The organism is Candidatus Krumholzibacteriia bacterium, from assembly GCA_035268685.1.
GTDB lineage: Bacteria > Krumholzibacteriota > Krumholzibacteriia > JAJRXK01 > JAJRXK01 > JAJRXK01.
Map to the genome: position 1 here is coordinate 17,491 of DATFKK010000034.1, position 19,246 is coordinate 36,736.

14 protein-coding genes are annotated in these 19,246 nt (G+C 69.9%); 10 read left to right on the forward strand and 4 right to left on the reverse strand.

Annotated elements, in window-relative coordinates:
* Positions 1-12 precede the first annotated feature (12 nt).
* Positions 13-1,422 carry a glutamine synthetase gene (locus VKA86_03375; protein ID HKK70231.1) on the reverse strand — a complete coding sequence of 470 codons (1,410 nt, stop codon included), beginning with the start codon at positions 1,420-1,422 and terminating at the stop codon, positions 13-15.
* A gap of 331 nt (positions 1,423-1,753) precedes the next feature.
* Between VKA86_03375 and VKA86_03380 the strand changes: the two genes are divergently transcribed.
* The 10 genes from VKA86_03380 (at position 1,754) to VKA86_03425 (ending at position 14,228) form a co-directional block, all read left to right on the forward strand.
* The gene (locus VKA86_03380; protein HKK70232.1) at positions 1,754-2,905 is read left to right on the forward strand and encodes a saccharopine dehydrogenase C-terminal domain-containing protein; all 1,152 of its coding nucleotides are present in this window, start codon (positions 1,754-1,756) and stop codon (positions 2,903-2,905) included.
* Positions 2,906-2,922: 17 nt separating this feature from the next.
* Positions 2,923-4,674, forward strand: coding sequence for a PDZ domain-containing protein (locus VKA86_03385; GenBank protein HKK70233.1), 1,752 nt, complete (start codon positions 2,923-2,925; stop codon positions 4,672-4,674).
* A 98-nt stretch (positions 4,675-4,772) separates the two neighbouring features.
* On the forward strand, positions 4,773-6,143 hold the full coding sequence (locus VKA86_03390) for a glycosyltransferase family 2 protein (GenBank protein HKK70234.1): 1,371 nt from the start codon (positions 4,773-4,775) through the stop codon (positions 6,141-6,143).
* Positions 6,140-7,219 carry a hypothetical protein gene (locus VKA86_03395; GenBank protein HKK70235.1) on the forward strand — a complete coding sequence of 360 codons (1,080 nt, stop codon included), beginning with the start codon at positions 6,140-6,142 and terminating at the stop codon, positions 7,217-7,219. The genes VKA86_03390 and VKA86_03395 overlap by 4 nt, the downstream gene beginning before the upstream one ends.
* Positions 7,216-8,793, forward strand: coding sequence for a YaiO family outer membrane beta-barrel protein (locus VKA86_03400; protein ID HKK70236.1), 1,578 nt, complete (start codon positions 7,216-7,218; stop codon positions 8,791-8,793). The genes VKA86_03395 and VKA86_03400 overlap by 4 nt, the downstream gene beginning before the upstream one ends.
* The gene (locus tag VKA86_03405) at positions 8,787-10,526 is read left to right on the forward strand and encodes a hypothetical protein (GenBank protein ID HKK70237.1); all 1,740 of its coding nucleotides are present in this window, start codon (positions 8,787-8,789) and stop codon (positions 10,524-10,526) included. Before VKA86_03400 ends, VKA86_03405 begins: the two co-directional genes overlap by 7 nt.
* Positions 10,527-10,652: 126 nt before the next feature.
* Positions 10,653-12,203 (forward strand): acyl-CoA carboxylase subunit beta, encoded by a 1,551-nt coding sequence (locus VKA86_03410; protein ID HKK70238.1) that lies wholly within the window; start codon positions 10,653-10,655, stop codon positions 12,201-12,203.
* Between the two features lie 11 nt (positions 12,204-12,214).
* Complete coding sequence (locus VKA86_03415) at positions 12,215-12,589, forward strand: OadG family transporter subunit (protein HKK70239.1); 375 nt, start codon at positions 12,215-12,217, stop codon at positions 12,587-12,589.
* Positions 12,590-12,674: 85 nt separating this feature from the next.
* Entirely contained in the window at positions 12,675-13,088 is a 414-nt protein-coding gene (locus VKA86_03420; protein HKK70240.1) for a biotin/lipoyl-containing protein, read from the forward strand.
* A 12-nt stretch (positions 13,089-13,100) separates the two neighbouring features.
* On the forward strand, positions 13,101-14,228 hold the full coding sequence (locus VKA86_03425; protein HKK70241.1) for a sodium ion-translocating decarboxylase subunit beta: 1,128 nt from the start codon (positions 13,101-13,103) through the stop codon (positions 14,226-14,228).
* A gap of 12 nt (positions 14,229-14,240) precedes the next feature.
* Here the strand turns inward: VKA86_03425 and VKA86_03430 are convergent, their stop codons facing one another.
* The 3 genes from VKA86_03430 to VKA86_03440 all read right to left on the reverse strand — a co-directional run.
* A complete protein-coding gene (locus VKA86_03430; protein HKK70242.1) occupies positions 14,241-15,929 on the reverse strand; it encodes an ATPase domain-containing protein in 1,689 nt (562 codons plus the stop codon).
* Positions 15,926-17,890, reverse strand: coding sequence for an ATPase, T2SS/T4P/T4SS family (locus VKA86_03435; GenBank protein ID HKK70243.1), 1,965 nt, complete (start codon positions 17,888-17,890; stop codon positions 15,926-15,928). Before VKA86_03435 ends, VKA86_03430 begins: the two co-directional genes overlap by 4 nt.
* Before the next feature lie 183 nt (positions 17,891-18,073).
* The coding region (locus tag VKA86_03440; GenBank protein HKK70244.1) for a FlgD immunoglobulin-like domain containing protein at positions 18,074-19,246 on the reverse strand (1,173 nt) is incomplete at its 5' end.

Below are 19,246 nucleotides of genomic sequence, written 5' to 3' on the forward strand. Positions count from 1 at the left end.
CGCCGCAGGCCGCTAGGCGTCGCCGGCTTCGGCACCGAGGGTCTGCAGCGTGGCCTCGAGCAGGGCCTCGTCGAAGACCCCACCGGCGGCGAACCAGTCCCGGTGTTCGAGCAGCTGCGCGCCCACGTCGGAACGATCGAGCGGCAGGGCGGCCGCACGCTCGGCCGTGCCCGACTCCGATGCCCGCACGAGTTCGGCCACGTCGGCGGCGTGCCGCGCCCCCACCATGCTCTGGGCCACGCCGGCCAACAGCAGATGGGGGTGCACCGACCCGTCGGGCAGGCGGAACTCGATCGTGGGCGGCGTCTCGAAGCGACCGTCCTCGCTGCGGGCCTGGATCGGCAGCCGCACCAGGGCACCGCGGTCGAACCGGCCCCAGGTGATGCTCTCGGGCGCCTCCTTGCCCTGGTTCAGGCGCACGAACGACGACGGCTGCCGGTTGCCCCAGGCCATGAGCGCGCCCCCGGCGCGGACCAGTCCACCGATCAACCAAAGGGCCTCGGGCCGGAAGTCGCCGGCACCGCTTCCTCCGCCGAGGTGCTCGCCGTCCTTCACCGGTGAGAAGTGGAAGTGAAGACCGCTTCCCGCGTGTCCGGCTCGGACCACGGGCTCGAAGCTGCAGCGCCACCCACGCTGGTGGGCCAGGTTGCGCAGCACCCATTGCGTGAGCACCACGGCGTCGGCCGCCTGCGGTAGCGGGGCCAGACCGAGTTCGATCTCGTGCTGCTCCCAGGTGATCCCGTCGGTCTCCATCCAACCGACCTCGCTGTGCCCGTACTTCACCGGCACCCCGAGATCGGCCAGATACGCCATGGCGATGCGCCGCAACTCCGCCCCGAAGACGAAGGGCGTGGTCGAGTGGTAGCCGCGGTCGTCGCTCCCGAAGGTCTCGGCCGTGTCGCTGGGGCGCCCGAGGAAGTACTCGACCTCGCCCAGCGCGAGGAGGTCGACCCCGCACTCCTGCTGCACGCGCTCGTGGGCGCGTCGGACGACGGTGTCGGGCGAGACGGGGAGCGCCGCGCCGTCGCGATCGAGATGACGGCACAGCACCGCCAGCGTGGGCTGCTCGGCGAAGGGATCGAGGAAGGCCGTGTCGATGCGCGGCCGCAGGACGATGTCGCTCGCGCCGGCGCGGATCCCGGCGTCGGCGAACAGCGAACTGCCGTCGGCGCGTTCGCCGCCGAGCAGGGTGTCCTCGAGGTGGGCGCGCGACATGGGCACGAAGTCCAGCGCCTTGAGCCAGCCGTCGCCACCGACGTGCATCAGGCTGAGCCCGCGGATTCCGTCGGCCTCGACCAGATCGAGCAGGTCCTCGACCGTCCATTCGGACGGCGGCGTTCCCAGGCGGGCGGCCAGGCGTCCGGCCGGCCGATACGCCACGGGACGTGGAGCGGTGGAGTTGGTGTGCTGCGGCGCGGCCATGACGACGTCCCCCCGGGAACTGGATCCGTTGCCGTGTGGTGGGACAGGTCCCCACCGCACGATCTCCCGCAAGGTAGTGGCGCACCGCCGTTCCGAGCAGCCCGACCTTGTGACCTCGACGGACGTATCGGCCCTTGCCCCCTCGTGGGGCCTGCTCTACCCTGACCGTCTCTGGTACCTGCCCGTGCGCGGAGCGCCGGGTCGGGGCCGCAGGTTCACCGCCCTGGCCGGAGGCCAGGGCGGATTCTGTTTGTCCGTCCCGTGTTCTGCTCCCGGGCGCGCCGTCGCGACGGAGCGGGAGGGACCGCAACCGAGCCGAGGAACCGAGTCCATGCGCTATCTGATTCTGGGTGCCGGCCAGCAGGGCCGCGCCATCGCCTTCGATCTGCTGCGCGACCCGTCGAACGAGGTCGTCCTCGCCGACAACGATCCCGACCTGCTCGAGGACGTCTACTCGTGGCTCGACGACGCCCGTGTCGACCTCGAGCCCGTCGATGCCGAGAGCCGCGAAGAGGTCCGGGCCGCCATGGAGGACGCCGACGTCGCCGTCAACGCGCTGCCCTACCGCTTCAACCTCGAGGTCACCACCGACGCCATCACCACCGGCACGTCGCTGGTCGACCTGGGCGGCAACAACGACACGGTGGCGGCCCAGCTCGAACTCGACCCCGAGGCCCGCGAGGCCGGGATCGTGGTGATCCCCGACTGCGGACTGGCGCCCGGCCTGGCCAACATCCTGGCCTCCGACGCCGTCGACCGGTTGAGCCGGGTCGAGAGCGTCCGGATCCGCGTGGGCGGTCTGCCGCAACGTCCGCAGGGCGAACTCGAGTACATGCTGACCTTCAACGTCGAGGGCCTGCTGAACGAGTACGGCGAGCCGGTGCAGGTGGTCCGCGACGGCGACCTGATCAACGTCGAGCCGCTCACCGACGTCGAGCGCGTGAACTTCCCCGAGCCCTGGGGCGAGCTCGAGGCCTTCAACACCAGCGGCGGTCTGTCGACGCTGCCACGCACGCTCGGCCACAAGGTCGAGAACATGGACTACAAGACCCTTCGCTTCCCCGGTCACTGCGACAAGATGCGCGGCCTGTACGACCAGGGATTGTTCTCGCGCGAACCAAAGGAGACCAGCGAGGGCCCCGTGGTGCCGCGCGAACTCCTCGCGAAGATGATCGAGGACGACTGCACCTATCCCGAGGCCGATGTCGTGCTGCTGCGCGTGACGGCCATGGGCACGAAGGGCAGCGTGCCCCTCATGGTGCGCAGCCAGATCATCGATCGCTTCGACAAGGAGAACGGGATCACCGCGATGATGCGCATGACCGGTTACCCGGTCGCGATCATCGCCCAGATGATCGCCCGCGGCGACGTCACCGACCGCGGTGTGGTCCCGGGCGAGCGCGCGGTCGACAAGGAGATCCTGCGCAACGAGCTGAAGCTCCGGGACATCGTGCTCGAGGAGATCGTGAAGGTCGTCGAGTAGAGCTCGAGGAAGGTCCCATGTCGCAGCGCGTCCGTCTCCAGGTCGCCGACGTGGCCGCCCGCCACCTCGGCATCGAGCACACGATCGACGATCCCGGCGACGGCCCGCTCGTGGTCCGCATGCCGGCCTGGTGCCCGGGCAGCTACGTCCTGCGCGAGTACGCGGGACACGTCACCCGCTTCACCGCGACCGACGCCGACGGTGGCGCGCTCTCCTGGCACAAGCGCGACAAGGCCACGTGGGAGATCGCTCCCGAAGGCGCCCCGACGGTCGTCCTGCGCTACCGGGTGTTCGCCCCCGAACTCACCGTTCGCTCGAACGACGTGAGCCACGACCACGCCTTCGTCCACCCGCCGGCGGCCTTCTTCGCCGTCGAGGGGCGTACCGACGAGGCGATCGATCTGCACGTGGATCCTCCCACGGGCTGGACGGTCAGCACCGCGCTCGATCCGCACGGCGACGGTTACCGTGCCCACGACTACGACCGTCTGGCCGACTGTCCGCTCGAGATCGGTCCGCACGACGTCCACCACTTCGAGGTCGCCGGGCGCCGCCACGAGTTCGTGATCCACGGATCGGGCAACCACGACGTCGAGCGGATCGTGGCCGACACCGAGAAGATCGTGCGTACCGAGGTCGACTTCTTCGGCGGCGAGCCGCCCTACGACCGCTACCTGTTCGTGCTGCACCTGACCCACGACCGCGGCGGCGGGCTCGAACACGACGACAGTTGCGCCCTGGCCTGGCCCAAGCTCGGCTTCCGCCCCGAGAAGCAGTACCGCAAATTCCTCACGCTGGTCGCCCACGAGTTCTTCCACGTGTGGAACGTGCGCCGCATCCGGCCCGAGGCGCTGCTCCCCTACGACTACGCGCGCGAGGCCTACACCACGCTGTTGTGGGTCTTCGAAGGCTTCACCACCTACTACGACGAGCTCTTCCCGGTGCGCGCGGGCTGCTACGACACGACCACGATGCTCGACCACCTGGCCGAACTGATCGGCCGCGAGGCGAGCCGCCCGGGGGGATCGGTCCAGTCGCTGGCCGAGAGTTCCTTCGACGCGTGGATCGGTCTGTACCGGCCGAATCCCGACACCCCGAACTCGCAGACCAACTACTACCTCAAGGGTCTGCTGGTGGCCTGGAAGCTCGACCTGTTCCTGCGCCGCGAGACCGACGACGCGCACTCCCTCGACGACGTGGTCCGGCACCTGTGGCACGAATACGGCCAGCGCGGCCGCGGGGTGCCCGAAGACGGGATGGTCGCGATCGTCCGCGAGGCCACCGGCGTGGACGTCACGGAGTTCGTGCGCGCGCACGTCGAGCGGCCCGGACGCATGGAGTACGACGACGTCCTGGCCCACGTCGGGCTCCGGCTGCGCCGCAAGCCCGTGCCGGAGGACGAGGAGACCCCCGCCTGGATCGGCGCCACGCTCGAACCGGGCGATTCCGGCACGCGTCTCGCACAGGTCTTCCACGGAGGACCGGCCCACGCGGCGGGGCTCATGGCCGGCGACGTGGTGATCGCCCTCGACGACCACCGGATCGGCCGCGACCTCGACGAGCGCCTGAAGATCCTGCGCCCCGGCGAGACGGTGCGCTGGACCGCCTTCCGCCGCGATCGGCTCGTGCAGGGCCGCATGACCCTCGGCGAGGACCCGGTGGGAACGCCGGAGATCGTCCCGCTCGAGGGTGCCGACCCGGCGCGCCGCGCGAGCTTCGAGCGCTGGACGGGCCGGAGCTTCGAAGAATCGGCCGGGCGCGGCGACTGAACGCCGACCGGAAAGCGCTCCCGCTCGGCCCCGGTCCTGGGCTAGAGTCGTCCGTCGGAGGAACGACTCGGACAGGATGTTCCGAGAACGGGGTCCAGTTGCGTCAGGGAAGACCACAGGATCATCGGCCGGCTCGCCGGCGCTGGCCGGCAGCGATCGCGACGGCGGTCTCGCTGCTGTGTCCGGCCGTGGCCCACGCCTCTCCGTGGAGCCCGCATCCGCTGCACGTGGAGATCCAGCGGATCTTCCTGATCGCGGTCGTCGCGCTGATCGTGATCTACCTGTTGCGGCACTACGTGTTCACGATCAACCGGCTCTTCGGACGGCAGCGCCATCCCTATCTCGACGTGGACGCCGCCGACTGGCCGCACGTGACCGTCTGCGTCCCCGCCCACGACGAAGAAGCGGTCCTGCCGCGAATCCTCGAGGCCCTGCTGCTCGTCGACTATCCGCGCGACCGCTTCCACGTGCTGGTGATCGACGACCGTTCGACCGATCGCACGGGGGAACTGCTCGACGTGTACGCCGAGCGCCATCCCCGTCGCATCACCGCCTTCCACCGGCGCGAGGGTCCGGCCGGCAAGGCGGCCGCCCTGAACGACGCCATGGAACTCGTCGACACCGACATCGTGCTGGTGTTCGACGCCGACTACCTGCCCGGTCGCGGCCTGATCAAACAGCTCGTCGCCCCCTTCTTCGACCCCGAGGTCGGCGCGGTCATGGGCCGCGTGGTCCCGCTCAACGCCGGCCGCAACCTGCTCACCCGCATGCTCGACCTCGAGCGTGCGGGCGGCTACCAGGTCGACCAGCAGGCCCGCATGAACCTGGGCCTGGTGCCGCAGTACGGGGGCACGGTCGGTGGCGTACGACGCTCGGCGCTCGAGGCCGTCGGCGGGTGGAACGTGAAGAGCCTGGCCGAGGACACCGACGCCACCTTCCGCCTGCTGCTCGGCGGCTGGAAGACGGTCTACCAGAACCGCTCGGAGTGCTACGAAGAGGTCCCCGAGACCTGGCCGCAGCGGATCGGGCAGGTCATCCGCTGGGCGCGCGGTCACAACCAGGCCATGTTCCGCTACACCGGTCCGCTGTTGCGCAGCCGTCGCATCGGATGGCGCAGCAAGCTCGACGGCGTGCTGCTGCTCGGGGTGTACGTCCTGTCGCCGCTGCTGGTGCTGGCCTGGGCGGCAGCGCTGTCGCTGTGGCACCTGGGCGTGAACGAATCCGGGGTGGTGATCGTGCTCGCGGTGGCCAGTTACGCCACGCTCGGCAACTTCGCGACCTTCTTCGAGGTCGCCGCCGCCACGCATCTCGACCGCACCCGCCGGCGCGCCCGGCTGCTGCCGCTGCTCGCCACCGGCTTCCTGGTCACGGCCCTGTCGGTCACCGGAGGTGCGTTCGTGCAGCTGGCCGCCCTGAGTCCGCACCGCAAGAACTTCTGGCACAAGACGGCGAGGAACGGCGACTCATGAGCGTGACCGTCGTCACCGTGCTGTTCTTCGCGCTCGTCGTGGGTCTGCTGCTGGTACCCCTGGTACCGGCGCTGCGCGAGATCCGCAGCCGCTTCGACGCCGAGGCCCTGCCCATCGCGGCCGACGGAAGGGTCTCGTCCACCTACTTCGCCGAGCGCTTCCGCGCCGTCCTGGCCGATCGGCTGGCCGGTCCGGTCGAAGAGGTCCGGGCGAACGGTCAGCTCCTGCGGGGCCGGATCGACGGGGGCGAGTCCTTCGTGGTGTTGCCCGCCGCGCAGACGCGGGTCCCGGTCGACCACGACTCGCCGGACGAGACCATGGTCCTGGCCGTGGGCGATCTCGAGGTCGAGCCCGAGCGTGCGGTGGGGCGCGAGGTCTTCGCCGAGGGCGACGTCCGGACCGGAGACCACGCCGTGCTGCGCGCCACGCTGGCCGACGGCGACGTCACACTGGGTGAGGGAACCACCAGCCTGCGCTGGATCCACGCCGACGGCGAGGTGCGGGTCGGGCCGCGCGCCCTCCTGCACGGGCGCGTGTCGGCCGGTCGCAGGATCCGTGTGGCCGAGGGCGTCCGGTTCGAGCGGCTGCACGCTCCCCGGGTCGAATTCGGCAACCCGATCGACCCCGAGCCCCGCCCGCCCGAGGACCTGCGACCGTCGGGCCCCGAGGACCTCGACCCGCGCACCGAGACCGCGGCCGGACGCACCATCGTCCACGGCGACGTGACCCTGCCGGCCGGCACGCGGTGGACGGGCGACCTGGTCGTGAGGGGATCACTGCGCGCCGGACCGGAAACGCGGATCGAGGGATCGGTGAAGGCACGCGGCGTGCACCTGGAGTCCTCGACCGTCGTCACCGGGTCGGTGGTCAGCACGAAGGGCGCTTCGATCGGGCCCGAGGTCCGGATCGACGGCCTGTTGATCACCGAGGGTCACGTGCGACTGGGCCACGGCAGCGTCGTCGGCCGCGAACCCGACACGGCGACCCTGCGGGCCGAGACCATCGACGTCGAGGCCGGCTGCGTGGTCCACGGTACGGTCTGGGTGACCGAAGACGGAGGATGGACCGAATCGTGAACTCGAGGACCGAGTCGAGCCATCGTGGCTACCGGGGCGGACTGATTCCGGTCCACCGCGCACTCAACCACCTGGAGCTGCGCAAGCGCGACGGCGCGCTCGGCGTGCTGTTCGTGATCGCGCTCGTGGTGGGCTGGGCCGTGGCGTGGCCCTTCGTGGTCCGGGCGTGGGCGGCGATCGGCCGCTTCGCCTTCGAGGTGCTCGGGGTCCCCGCCCAGGTCCCGGTGATCACCCGCGCCTTCGCGTTCGGCGTCGAGCTGACCGTACCGCGCTTCGACGTGGCGGCCGCGCTTCCCACGACCGCACAGTGGAACGTGGGACTGGGCGTGGTCGCGGTGGTCCTGCTGGTGTCGATCTTCCTGCCGACCCGCTCGCTGCCACTCGTCTACCTGCTCCGGCTCCTCGCGGCGGTGCAGGTGTCGTCGCAGATCGTCTTCGCGCTGTTCGCCCCGGCGTTCCCCTACGACGTGGGCGGAATGACCGAGACGCTCTTGCTGGCGAACCTGTTCGTGATCGGACTGGTGCCCGTGATCATGGGATTCGCCTACAACCCGCTGGCCTACGGGTGGTCGCAACGACTGGCCGCGGCGCTGCTACCCATGGCGCACCTCGCGGTCACGGTCCCTCTTCTGTACGTGGCGCACGCCTGGATCCTGCACCACGGATCGCTGCTGTGGATGCCGCTGCTGTTCTGGGCCTTCGGCCTGGTGTTGAGCGTGTTCTCGATCGTGGCGTTCTACGGGTGGGCCGTGAGCTGGCCCCACGCGGTCCGGGCACGGCCGCGGCGACGTCTACGGCAGCCCCGCGTCCTGGGCACCGTGCTGCTGACCTTGGTCGTCGTTCCCGCGACCGCCGCGGCCGACGACACGGTCGAGTCGATCCAGCTCGGGCTGGACGTCGGGCGCTACACCGAGGACCTCGGCGGGGCCGAGAGCGGCTTCGTGGCCTACACCCGCGAGCGCTCGGGCGTGGATCGCTGGCGCTTCGACCTGGGTTTCGCCTCGCGCTTCGACGACACCGGGCTCGGTGTCGGAGCGTCGTACGGCCGTCACCTCGGCGCGAACACGCTGGTGTCGGCGGGGCTCAGCACGGGCGGCGGCGACGTCGTCCAACCCGACCTGCGCTTCGACATGGGACTGCGGCGCACCGCGCTCCTCGACGGGCGCCTGCTCGTCGACCTGGGCTACACGCACATCGAGAACAAGGGCGACAACAGCAGCGACGGGGTCGGCGCGGGCCTGCTCTACTCGCTCGGCGGCGGCTGGTCGGTGGGTGCCGACGGGCGTGTCGACATCGGCCAGCCGGGGGACACCCAGGGCCACACGGTCGCCGTGTCGCTCCTCTACGGGATCTACCGCAAGCTCTACCTGTCGGCCCGGGCCGAGACGGGCCGCGTGGCCTACCTGCTGGTCGGTCCCTCCGACGCCCTCGTCGAGTTCGACAGCCGCGGTCTCCGGCTCGGCGCCACGTGGTACGTGCAGGAGGACCGCGGGGTGGGCGTGGAATTCTCGGTGCTCGACACCGAGGTCTACGACCTCACCAACGTCGGGCTGCGCGCCTTCCGCGAATGGTAGACGGGCCGTCGCGCCGCACCGTCACGGCGCTGACGGTCGCGGTGGCGTGGCCGGCCTTCCTGCCACCGCTCACGCTCCTGCTGTCGTGGCTGCACGTCCCGATCCCACCGGTGGCGGCCGGCGGAATCGTGGTCTCGGGACTCGCCATGGCCGTGCTGCTGGCCAGGGGCGCGGCCCGGGGAACCGACCCCTCCGCTCGTCGCGTCGATCCCCACGTCGCCGGGGCCGTCCTGCTCGTGGGCGCCGTCGCGGTCCACCACCTGGTCCTGACCTGGCAGCGTCCGGTGCTCGACTGGGACGGCCTGTACTACCACCTGCCGGCCGTCCACGGCTGGCTGCGCGCCGACCGCGTGGTCTGGATCGAGGGCACCGACGACGTACCCTTCGTCAACGGCTACCCCATGGCGCTCGAGACCATGGGACTCCTGCTGGTCCGATTGCTCGACCACGGCCGGTGGCTCGACGCCCTGAATCTGATCCTGTGGCCGGCCGGTGCGCTCGGCCTGGCGGCGACCGCTCGCGCCTGGGGCGCCCGCCGGCCCTGGCCGGCCGTCGCGGCCGTGTCCTTCCTTGCCGTCCCGGCGTGGCACCTGGGCAGTACGACCGCCTACGTCGACGTCGGGTTGGCGGCCGCCACCTGTGCCTTCGTCGCGGTGACGGTGTGGCGCCTGCGAGGGATCGACCACGCGGGGGTCGCGCTGCTCTGGGGAGCGGCGGCGGGCCTGACGGCGAGCGTGAAGGGCACCGGCCTGCTGATCGCGGCCCTCGGGGTGGTCCTGCTCGTCGTGGATCTCACGCGCCGGGCCCCGGATCGGCGACCGGCCGCCCTGCGGGCCCTGACGCTGGGTGTGGCGGTCCTGGTGCTGGTCGGTGGACTCTGGCCGGCACGTGCCCTCGTGCACGCGGGAAACCCCGTCCATCCCGTCGAGCTGCGACTGGGAGCGAAGGTCCTGGCCCCGGGGACCGACGCCCACGCGGCCGCCGCCCTGTCCACGCCCGCCGATCTCGCCGACGTTCCGGCCCCGCTGCATCCGCTGGCCATCTGGGCCCGTCCGTTCCGAGCGGTCGAGGTCTACGACCAGGCCGAGGGACTGGGCCCGGTCTGGACGCTGGGGGCCCTGCCGGCCCTCCTCGTGCTCGTTCTCACCCGGCGGCGCCTCGAGGTGCTGGGGCCGGTCGCCCTGGGTCTGGCCCTGCTGCTGGCACAACCCGCGCCGTGGTGGTCGCGTCTCACCCTGTGGATGCTCGCGCTCGGTCTGCCCGCCCTCGCCGCGGTGGCGTCGCGATCCCGGGGAAGGATCTCCGGCCGACTCGTCCCGGCGGCCGCCGTCGTGGTCCTGCTGGCCGGCGCGATCACGAGTGTCGGAGCGGTGCGGGCCGACCTCGCGCGAGGGCGGACCCCGGACGGCTACCTCGACTCGATCGAGTTCTACTTCCCGGAACTGGCTGCGCACCCGCGTCTCGACGAAGCCCTCGCAGCCGACGCGATCGGACGCAGTCGTTGGAGTCGGCAGGGTTCGCTGCTCGGCGGTGCGCTCGCACAGCCGGTCGGCGCACGGGCGGTGGTCCGGGTCGACGATCCGCGCGATGCACCGTCCGACCTCCGCTGGATCCTGTGGGACGTCACCGCGGCGGGCGATCCGCCGCCGCCCGGAGTCAGCGCGTGGCGACCCGTCGGACCGCCACGGAACGGCTTCCTGTTGCTCGTCCGGATCGCGGCCCCGAGGCGCTGAAGCGCTCTCCACCCTGCGCCTCTGTCAATTTGTGATGACCCGGAACGCCCCCTGGTCAGCCCTCTCCGCGCGCTCTATGTTGCGCCCGTTCCCGCGTGCACAACCCTCTCCCGCAAGGACGCCACGATGAGCGAGGAGACGATCCGCGACCTTCACCGACGCCGCGCCGAGTCCTACGCGGGCGGGGGCGAGAAGCGCATCGAGAAGCAGCACGCGGCCGGCAAACTCACCGCGCGCGAGCGCCTGAGCCTGCTCTTCGACCCCGACACCTTCCAGGAGATGAACCTCCACCTGCGGCACCGCGCCACGAACTTCGGGCTCGACCGCAAGGAGTTCCCCGGCGAAGGCGTGGTCACCGGTTTCGGATCGGTCGACGACCGCCCGGTCTACGTGGCCAGCCAGGACTTCACCGTGGGCGGCGGCAGCGTGGGCGAGGGCACCGCGCACAAGATCGTCGAGGTCATGGACGCCGCGCTGCAGACGGGCGACCCCTTCCTGTTCATCAACGACGGCGGCGGCGCGCGGATCCAGGAGGGCGTCGACGCCCTCAGCGGCTACGGCGACATCTTCTACCGCAACGTGCTGCTCTCGGGCGTGGTCCCGCAGATCAGCCTGATCATGGGACCCTGCGCCGGCGGCGCGGCCTACTCGCCCGCCCTGACCGACTTCGTGATCATGGTCCGGGGCGAATCGCAGATGTTCATCACCGGCCCGAAGGTGATCAAGGAGGTCACCGGCGAGGACATCGACGCGGAGTCGCTCGGCGGCGCCGACGCCCACGGAACACATTCGGGAGTGGCCCACTTCGTCGTGGACAGCGACGAAGAGGGAATCGCGCTGGCCAAGCGTCTGCTCACCTTCCTGCCCAGCAACAACACCGAGGACCCGCCTTTCGATCCGTCGTCGTGGGACGGCGAGGTCGTCAGCGACCCCGAGCTGAACGAGATCGTCCCGACCGATCCGCGGCAGGCCTACGACATCCGCGACGTGATCCGGCGCGTGATCGACAACGCCGACTTCGTCGAGATCCTCGAGCAGTTCGCGCCGAACATCGTCACCGGTCTGGCGCGGATCGAGGGCCGGGTGGTGGGCGTGATCGGCAACCAGCCGAAGGTCCGCGCCGGCGTGCTGGACATCGACGCCTCGTCGAAGGGCGCGCGCTTCGTGCGCTTCTGCAACGCCTTCAACATTCCGCTGGTCACCTTCGTCGACGTGCCCGGCTTCCTTCCGGGGGTGTCGCAGGAACAGGGTGGAATCATCAAACACGGCAGCAAGATGCTCTTCGCCTATGCCTCGGCCACCTGCCCCAAGCTGACCGTGGTGCTGCGCAAGGCCTACGGCGGGGCCTACCTGGCCATGTGCGCCAAGAGCATGGGTGCCGACCGGATCTGCGCCTGGCCCGCCGCCGAGATCGCGGTCATGGGCGCCGAGGGTGCGGTGAACATCCTGTACCGACGCGAGATCAACGAGGCCGAGGACCCGGTGGCCGAACGGGCGAAGCGGATCGCCGAGTACCGCGAGCTGTTCGCGAATCCCTACGTGGCGGCCGGGCGTGGACTCGTGGACGACGTGATCGAGCCGGCCGACACGCGCCTGTACCTGGCCACCTCGCTGCAGGTCCTGCGCAGCAAACGCGAGCTGCGGCCGCAGAAGAAGCACGGCCTCATCCAGCTGTAGATCGGACGCCCATGGAGCACACCGCGATCACCAGCACTTCGGACGCCGTGACCCTGGCCGTGGTCGGCTTCCTGATCGTGTTCATGGTGCTGGCCCTCACGGCGACCCTGGTCTGGCTGGTGGGCCGTTTCGACCTCCGGTGGCAACGCCACGAGCAGGTCACCGAGCAGCAGCGGACCGACCGGGAGCCCACGATCGACGCGACCACGGCGGTGATCATCGCGGCCGCCGTCGCCACGTACCTCGGGGGCCGGGCACGCATCCGCTCGGTCCGGCGTCTGATCCCCGCCGCGGGCGAGCCCAGCACCTGGTCGGCCCAGGGTCGCGCCACCCTGCTCGGTTCGCACGCGATCTCCGGCCGCCACGGTTCCTCGCGTCACCCATGAACCCTCCGGACCATCCGATTCCGACGGCCACTCCGCGCGCACACGCCGCGACCCGGCACACCGGCCGCAACCAGGAGACCAGTCGATGAAGCTGAAGATCACCGTCCACGGAGTCGCCTACGAGGTCGAGGTCGAAGTCCTCGACGCCGGAGACGGATTCGCCGCTCCCTCGGCCCTGCCTCCCGTCGCTCCGCGCCCGGGAACGAGCCCCACTCCGGCGCCGTCGAATCCCGCGCCGGCGGCGCCGAAGCCGGCCGAGGCCACCCCCGCCCCGTCGGGCGACAGCAAGGGAACGGTGAACTCGCCGATCGCCGGAACGGTCGTCGAGGTCCGCTGCTCGGTCGGGGATCAGGTCGACAAGGACCAGGTGCTGATCGTGGTCGACGCCATGAAGATGCACACGTCGATCGCCTCGCCGCTGGCGGGGAAGGTGGCCGCGGTGAAGGTCGGCGTGGGCGATGCGGTGCGCGAGAACCAGCCGCTCGTCGAGATCGGGTAGAGCGGGCCCGCCATGGACATCCTCCTGGACTTCCTGCAGGCCGGCGCGATCGGCAACATGACGTGGGGCAACTTCGTCATGCTCATCGTCGGTTGCGTGTTCATCTATCTGGCGATCACCAAGGACTACGAACCCCTGCTGCTCGTCCCGATCGGATTCGGGATCCTCGTCGGCAACATTCCCATGTCCGAGGGCATGGGGATCGGGGTCTACGAACCGGGCAGCGTGCTGTCGATCCTGTACCTGGGCGTGAGCCAGGGGTGGTACCCGCCGCTGATCTTCCTGGGCATCGGCGCGATGACCGATTTCTCCTCGCTGATCGGCAATCCCCGCCTGGTCCTGCTCGGGGCCGCGGCGCAGGCCGGGATCTACATCACCTTCCTCGGCGCCATCCTCATGGGTTTCGACGCCGAGCACGCCGCGGCGATCGGGATCATCGGCGGGGCCGACGGACCCACCGCGATCTTCCTGTCGTCGAAGATGGCCCCGGACTACCTGGGCGCCATCGCGATCGCGGCCTACTCGTACATGGCCCTGGTGCCGGTGATCCAACCGCCGATCGTGAAGCTGCTCACCAGCCGGCGGGAACGGCTGATCCGCATGTCGCCGAGCCGGCCGGTGAGCAAGCGCACGCGGATCCTCTTCCCGATCGTGGGCTTCCTGCTCACCACCATGCTCGCGCCGGGGGCGATTCCCCTGCTCGGCATGCTCTTCTTCGGCAACCTGCTCAAGGAGAGCGGCGTGACCGAGCGGTTGGCCAAGACGGCACGAACGGCCTTCGTCGACGTGATCACCATTCTTCTGGGCCTGACCGTGGGAACCTCGACCGACGCGACGCGGTTCCTCACGCCGCAGTCGATCCAGATCTTCATGCTGGGTGCGGCGAGCTTCGCGATCGCCACCGCGGCGGGCGTGATGTTCGCCAAGGGACTGAACCTGGTCGTGCGCGACAAGATCAACCCGATCATCGGGGCGGCGGGCGTGTCGGCGGTTCCGGACTCGGCGCGTGTGTGTCAGATGATGGGGGCCAAGGAGGACCCGCAGAACTTCCTGATCATGCACGCCATGGCGCCGAACGTGTCGGGGGTGATCGGTTCGGCCGTGGCCGCCGGCGTGTTCCTGGCGACCTTCGCTCGCTGAGAAGCCGGTCGATCAGTCGCGGTCGTGGCTGCCGACGCGGTCGGCCAGCTTGAAGTACTCGGTCACGCCGAAGTGCTCCCGCATGACCACGTCGGCCACCACGAGTTCGTTGCGGGCCGACTCCAGCCGCTCGATGACCGGCGCGTCCTCGGGGAGCTGCCCGGGGAGCTGCTCGAGGACTTCGCGGAAGGTCGCCAGGATCGTCTCGATGCGCGGCAGGACTTCCTGCGCCGGGTCGTCGTAACCCGGACGCGAGGATCCCGTCAGCACCCCCGACCGCGAGGTCGCACGATCGGCCACGTACATCCCACGCTCGTCGATCCGGAGTTCCCGCAGGTCGGAGGCGTGGTTGCTGCCGCTGTGCTTGCGCACGCTCACGAAGCGCTCGAGACGCCCGTGGCCTTCGGCCACCGAGAACTGGATCTGCGCGTCGAGGAGTTCGCCGAGATCCTGATCGTGGACGGTCGCGTCGCCGCGCATGTGCGACAGGCGCTGGATCAACAGCGCGGTGGCCCCCACCGACCGCAGCATCTCCACGAGCACGACCGTGTCGTCGTTCACCCCACGGGCGTCCTCGCACAGGTCGGCGAAGTCGTTCAGGGAGTCGAGGGCGAAGGCGTCGGGCGAGTGGGCCGCCACGGCCTCGAAGAGCCGATTGAGGAAGATCTCCGGGGTCATGCCGACCCAGTCGGCGCGCACGAGCTGGAGCTGTCCGGAGTCGACGGATCCCGACCAGTCCAGACCCAGCGAGGCGGCATCGGCGACGACCTGGCCGGGACTGCGGTGGAAGCTCACGAAGAGTGCCGGCTTCCCCCGGCGCATCTGCTCGTCGAGGAAGTGGTAGGTGAGCACCGTCTTGCCCGAGGCCTGGTAGCCGCTCACGCCGTTGACGCTGCCTTCCCACAGCCCGCCGTTCAGCATCGTGTCCAGGCCCGGCACCCCGGTCGAAACACGATCGCGGCGCGTGTCGCGGGTCTCGATCAGACCGAAGCGCACGTCCTGCGGACGCAGTCGCGGGTACACCACGAGACCCTCGGCCGACAGCGTGAAGGGATGACGGCCCGAGGTGTGTCCCTGTCCGCGCGTCTTGCGGATCTCGACCGAACGCAGGTTCTCGCCACCGCGAGCCCGGCGCCCGTTGAGGACGCGTATGGACGCGTCGACCAGGTACTCCTCGAAGGCGATGTCGCGCTCGTCGTTGCGTTCGAGCTCCTTGACCAGGATCGAGTTCACGCCCTGCAGTTTGAAGTAGCTGAGCACTCCGGCCAGGACCTCACGGAGCTCGGTCTCGCTGTCGGACACGCGCTTGAAGTGCGTGACGCTGTCGATGAGGATCCGCCGGACCCCCATCTGCTTCACCAGATCGTCGATCAGATCGTTGCGACCGTTGAAGGAGTCGAGCACGCGCTGGGGCGGCGTCCATACGATCCGCAGCTTTCCGGTGGCCTCGAGTTCCTCGAGATCGACGCCCTGGGTCCACGCCTCCTCGTAGATCTGCCGCGGGAACTCCTCGAAGCTGATGATCAGCCCCGGCTCGTCGTGCTGACGCACGCCTTCGGCGATCATGCGCACCCCGAAGGTCGTCTTGCCGCTCCCTGGCGGCCCTTCGATCAACAGGCTGTTCCCGCGCACGATACCACCCTCGAGCAGTCGATCGAGCCCGGGGATCCCCGTGGGCATGCGTCCGAGTCCGTTGCTCACGATCCCAGCTCCGTTCCGCAGTACTGGCACTCCGCCCACTCGGGGCGAACCGGAGCCAGACAGCTCTTGCAGAACACGCGGTGCCACTCCTGCTCGAGCGGCTGACCGCAGTGGGCACAGGCTTCCCAGCTCGACTCGACGGCCCGCGAGCAGCTCGGGCACTCCTGCTTGAGCCGCTCGTGGCAGAAGGGACACACGGTGAAGTCGAGGTCGACCACGTGCTGACAGTTCGTGCAGAGCTGCTCGCGCGGCTCGTCCGACAAGACCACGCGCTGGATCTCGGCGACCGTGGTCACGCCCTCGAGCACGGCGTGCCGGGCGAAGTCGGCCATGGACAGCATGCCGGCCTTCTTGGCGGCGTAACGGATCGCGTGCGGCGACGCTCCGCTCTGGATCAGCCCGTGGATCTGATCGTCCACGCGGAAGTACTCGAAGATGCCGCGCCGGCCGCGGTAGCCGGTCCCGGAGCAGCGCGAGCAGCCACGCCCCCGACGGAGCGGCCGCGGATCGGGATAACCGAGCAGCACCCGCTCGGTCTCGTTCATCGGGTACTCCTCGACACACTCCTCGCAGATCTCGCGCACCAGACGCTGCCCCAGCACGCCCCTGAGGGTCGCCGAGATCAGGTAGGGCTCCGCGCCCATCTCGAGCAGGCGGGTGATCGCCTGGCAGGCGTCGTTCGTGTGGATCGTGCTGAGGACCTTGTGCCCGGTCAGAGCGGCACGGCACGCGACGTCGACCGTGCGCACGTCGCGGATCTCGCCGACGAGGATCACGTCGGGATCCTGCCGGAGCAGCGCGCGCAGGCCCTCGGAGAAGCCGAAGCCGATCTCTTCGTTCACCTGCATCTGCGAGATGCCGGGCAGGGAGTACTCGATCGGGTCCTCGAGGGTCGAGATGTTCAGGGCTCCGCCCTCGAGCGAGCCGAGCGTGGCGTACAGCGTGGTCGTCTTGCCGCTTCCGGTGGGTCCGGTGACCAGGTAGAAGCCCTGCGGGTTGTGCAGGACCTCCGAGAATCCTTCGCGGACCGCCGGTGGCAGGTGGAGTTCGTCGAAGTCGAGCAGACGCTGGTCGCGCTGCAGGACGCGGGCGACGACCTTCTCCCCCCACTGCGAGGGCATGACGCTCACCCGCAGGTCGAGCTCCTTGCCCGCGGCGGCGAGGTGACAACGACCGTCCTGGGGCAGCCGATGCTCCGCGATGTCCATGTCGGCCATGATCTTCAGACGCGAGACCATGGCCGGAACCACCGAGCGCGGCAGGCGAACCACGTTCTGCAGCACGCCGTCGAGCCGCAGGCGGCACCACATGCCGTCTTCCTGGGGTTGCAGATGGACGTCGGTCGCCCCGCTGCGCGCGGCCTCCTCGAGGACCGCGGTCACCAGTTCCGCGGGTTCTTTCGTCTCGGACCACCGGCGCGCTCCCTCGAATCCGGTCGAGACCCGGAGTTCGCGGCGCTGCATCACGTCACGGTCGGGTGTACCAGCAGCCGTCGGTGTCGCGGGTTCCGGCTTCGATCCCGGCGCCAGTTGCAGTCTCGGGTAGTGCTCCTCGATCGCGTCGAGGATCTCGAAGGCGGGCGCGACGCGGGCGACGATCCGGTGACGACTGGCCGCCTGGAGCTTCTGCACGACGGTCGAATCGTCGGGCCACTCCATCGCGACGCGCAGTTCGTCCCCATCGACGGTCAACGGCAGGGCCCGGCAACGGCTCGCCACGTCGCGGGGAAGGACCTGCAGCGCCTCCAGATCCGGAATGGCTTCCTCCAGGTCGATCGACGGGCAGAAGGTGTGGTTCTCGAGCAACTGCAGGAGCTGCGGTCGCGAGAAGACGCCTTCGTCGAGCAGGACGCGCTCGAGGCCCTGGTCCCGCTCCCGGGCCAGACCCGCGAGTTCCTCCACCCGGGACAGCGGCAGGATCTGGTGCCGTCCGAGGAGAGTTCCCAGTCGTGTGTCGAGCACGCCGGTGACCATCGACGACCGCCGGTACGGAAGGAATGACCGCCCGCCGGCAGATCATCGCCGTCGGGTCGGTCGACACGCCGCACGGGAGCCCCGAGGGCTCCGTGGACCGGTCCTCGGTCCTGGTCTGCCGGAATCGTGCCAGGAGCCCCCGCGATCGCGTGAGGGCTCCTGGCCGGAGGATCACTTGACGAGCGTGAGTTTCCGCTGGTCCGATCCGCTCGGTGTCCGCAACGACACGAAGTAGGTCCCGCTGGCCACCTGACGACCGTCGTCGTCGGCCCCGTTCCACACCACCTCGTGGCGACCGGCGTCCTTGGGGGTCGCACCGAGCAGCGTCCGCACGCGCTCGCCCCGCACGTTGTGGACGATCAGCGTCACGGTGCCGCGTTCGCGCAGGTCGAAGGCGACGGTCGTGCGCGGGTTGAAGGGATTCGGCTTCACCCCGTGGATGCGGCTCGCGGTGACCGCGCCCGGGCCGGGCGGTGCGTCGGTGACCCCGGCGTCGATCCGCAGCGCGAACTCGGCGTCGAGCTCGAGGTCCGCGGTGGTCGTCTTCCACACCACGAGCGCGTGGGTGCCCGCAACGGGAACGTCGACCGTGATCCACTCGCTCTCGCCGGCCCCTTCGAACCACGAGGCCGCCAGCGCATCGCTCTTCGACGCGAACACGGTCTCGGGGTCGTGCAGCGAGAATCCGAGATTCGCGCCCCCCGACAGGTTCTGCAGCTCCATGACGTGGATTCCCGCCTGCAGCTCGACTTCGAAGAGTCGCGCCACGTGTCCGGCGGAAATCGTGTGCGGACCTCCCGCGAGTGCCACGGGCGAACCGATGTCGACCGACGACACGGCCTCGGCCGTGTAGCCCGTACCGCCCTGGTCGAGCACGCCGACGTCGAAGGCGCGGTAGGAGGTCTGCCCGAAGTTCACGAGCAGCAGGTCGCTCTGCTGCGGACCCCAACCGCTGTACGCGAGATTCGTGCTGAAACCGTCCTTGGCCCCGGTCGAGGTCTCGTGCCAGCGGATGTCGACGTCCGAGCCGTTGGCCGGCATCGTCGCCACCATGCCCCAGGTCCCGCCGGAGGCGGTCGCCTCGAACACGGGGCTGCGGAGGCCGTCGGCGTTGAACCACTTCGCCTCGGCGGTGCTGATCTCGTCCCAGCCGACGGTGCGCGCCGAGGGTTGGTCGCGCGTGACCGGAGTGCCGAGGGTCAGCGGCAGCGGCGTCCACACCCACTGCTCGCCGAAGACGTTGTTCTCCTCCGAGATCTCCTCGTACTCGTCGAGGGGATCGGCCACCAGGGTGAGGGTATGACGACCACCGTCGACGTTCACCGGCCCGCGTCCGAGAACGGT

What these genes read in the sequence shown, in the direction of transcription:
- VKA86_03425 (HKK70241.1), top strand. Translation starts at nt 13,101, where the DNA reads ATGGACATCCTCCTGGACTTCCTGCAGGCCGGCGCGATCGGCAACATG.
- VKA86_03415 (HKK70239.1), top strand. Translation starts at nt 12,215, where the DNA reads ATGGAGCACACCGCGATCACCAGCACTTCGGACGCCGTGACCCTGGCC.
- VKA86_03375 (HKK70231.1), bottom strand. Translation starts at nt 1,422, where the DNA reads ATGGCCGCGCCGCAGCACACCAACTCCACCGCTCCACGTCCCGTGGCG.
- VKA86_03385 (HKK70233.1), top strand. Translation starts at nt 2,923, where the DNA reads ATGTCGCAGCGCGTCCGTCTCCAGGTCGCCGACGTGGCCGCCCGCCAC.
- VKA86_03410 (HKK70238.1), top strand. Translation starts at nt 10,653, where the DNA reads ATGAGCGAGGAGACGATCCGCGACCTTCACCGACGCCGCGCCGAGTCC.
- VKA86_03405 (HKK70237.1), top strand. Translation starts at nt 8,787, where the DNA reads ATGGTAGACGGGCCGTCGCGCCGCACCGTCACGGCGCTGACGGTCGCG.
- VKA86_03420 (HKK70240.1), top strand. Translation starts at nt 12,675, where the DNA reads ATGAAGCTGAAGATCACCGTCCACGGAGTCGCCTACGAGGTCGAGGTC.
- VKA86_03380 (HKK70232.1), top strand. Translation starts at nt 1,754, where the DNA reads ATGCGCTATCTGATTCTGGGTGCCGGCCAGCAGGGCCGCGCCATCGCC.
- VKA86_03395 (HKK70235.1), top strand. Translation starts at nt 6,140, where the DNA reads ATGAGCGTGACCGTCGTCACCGTGCTGTTCTTCGCGCTCGTCGTGGGT.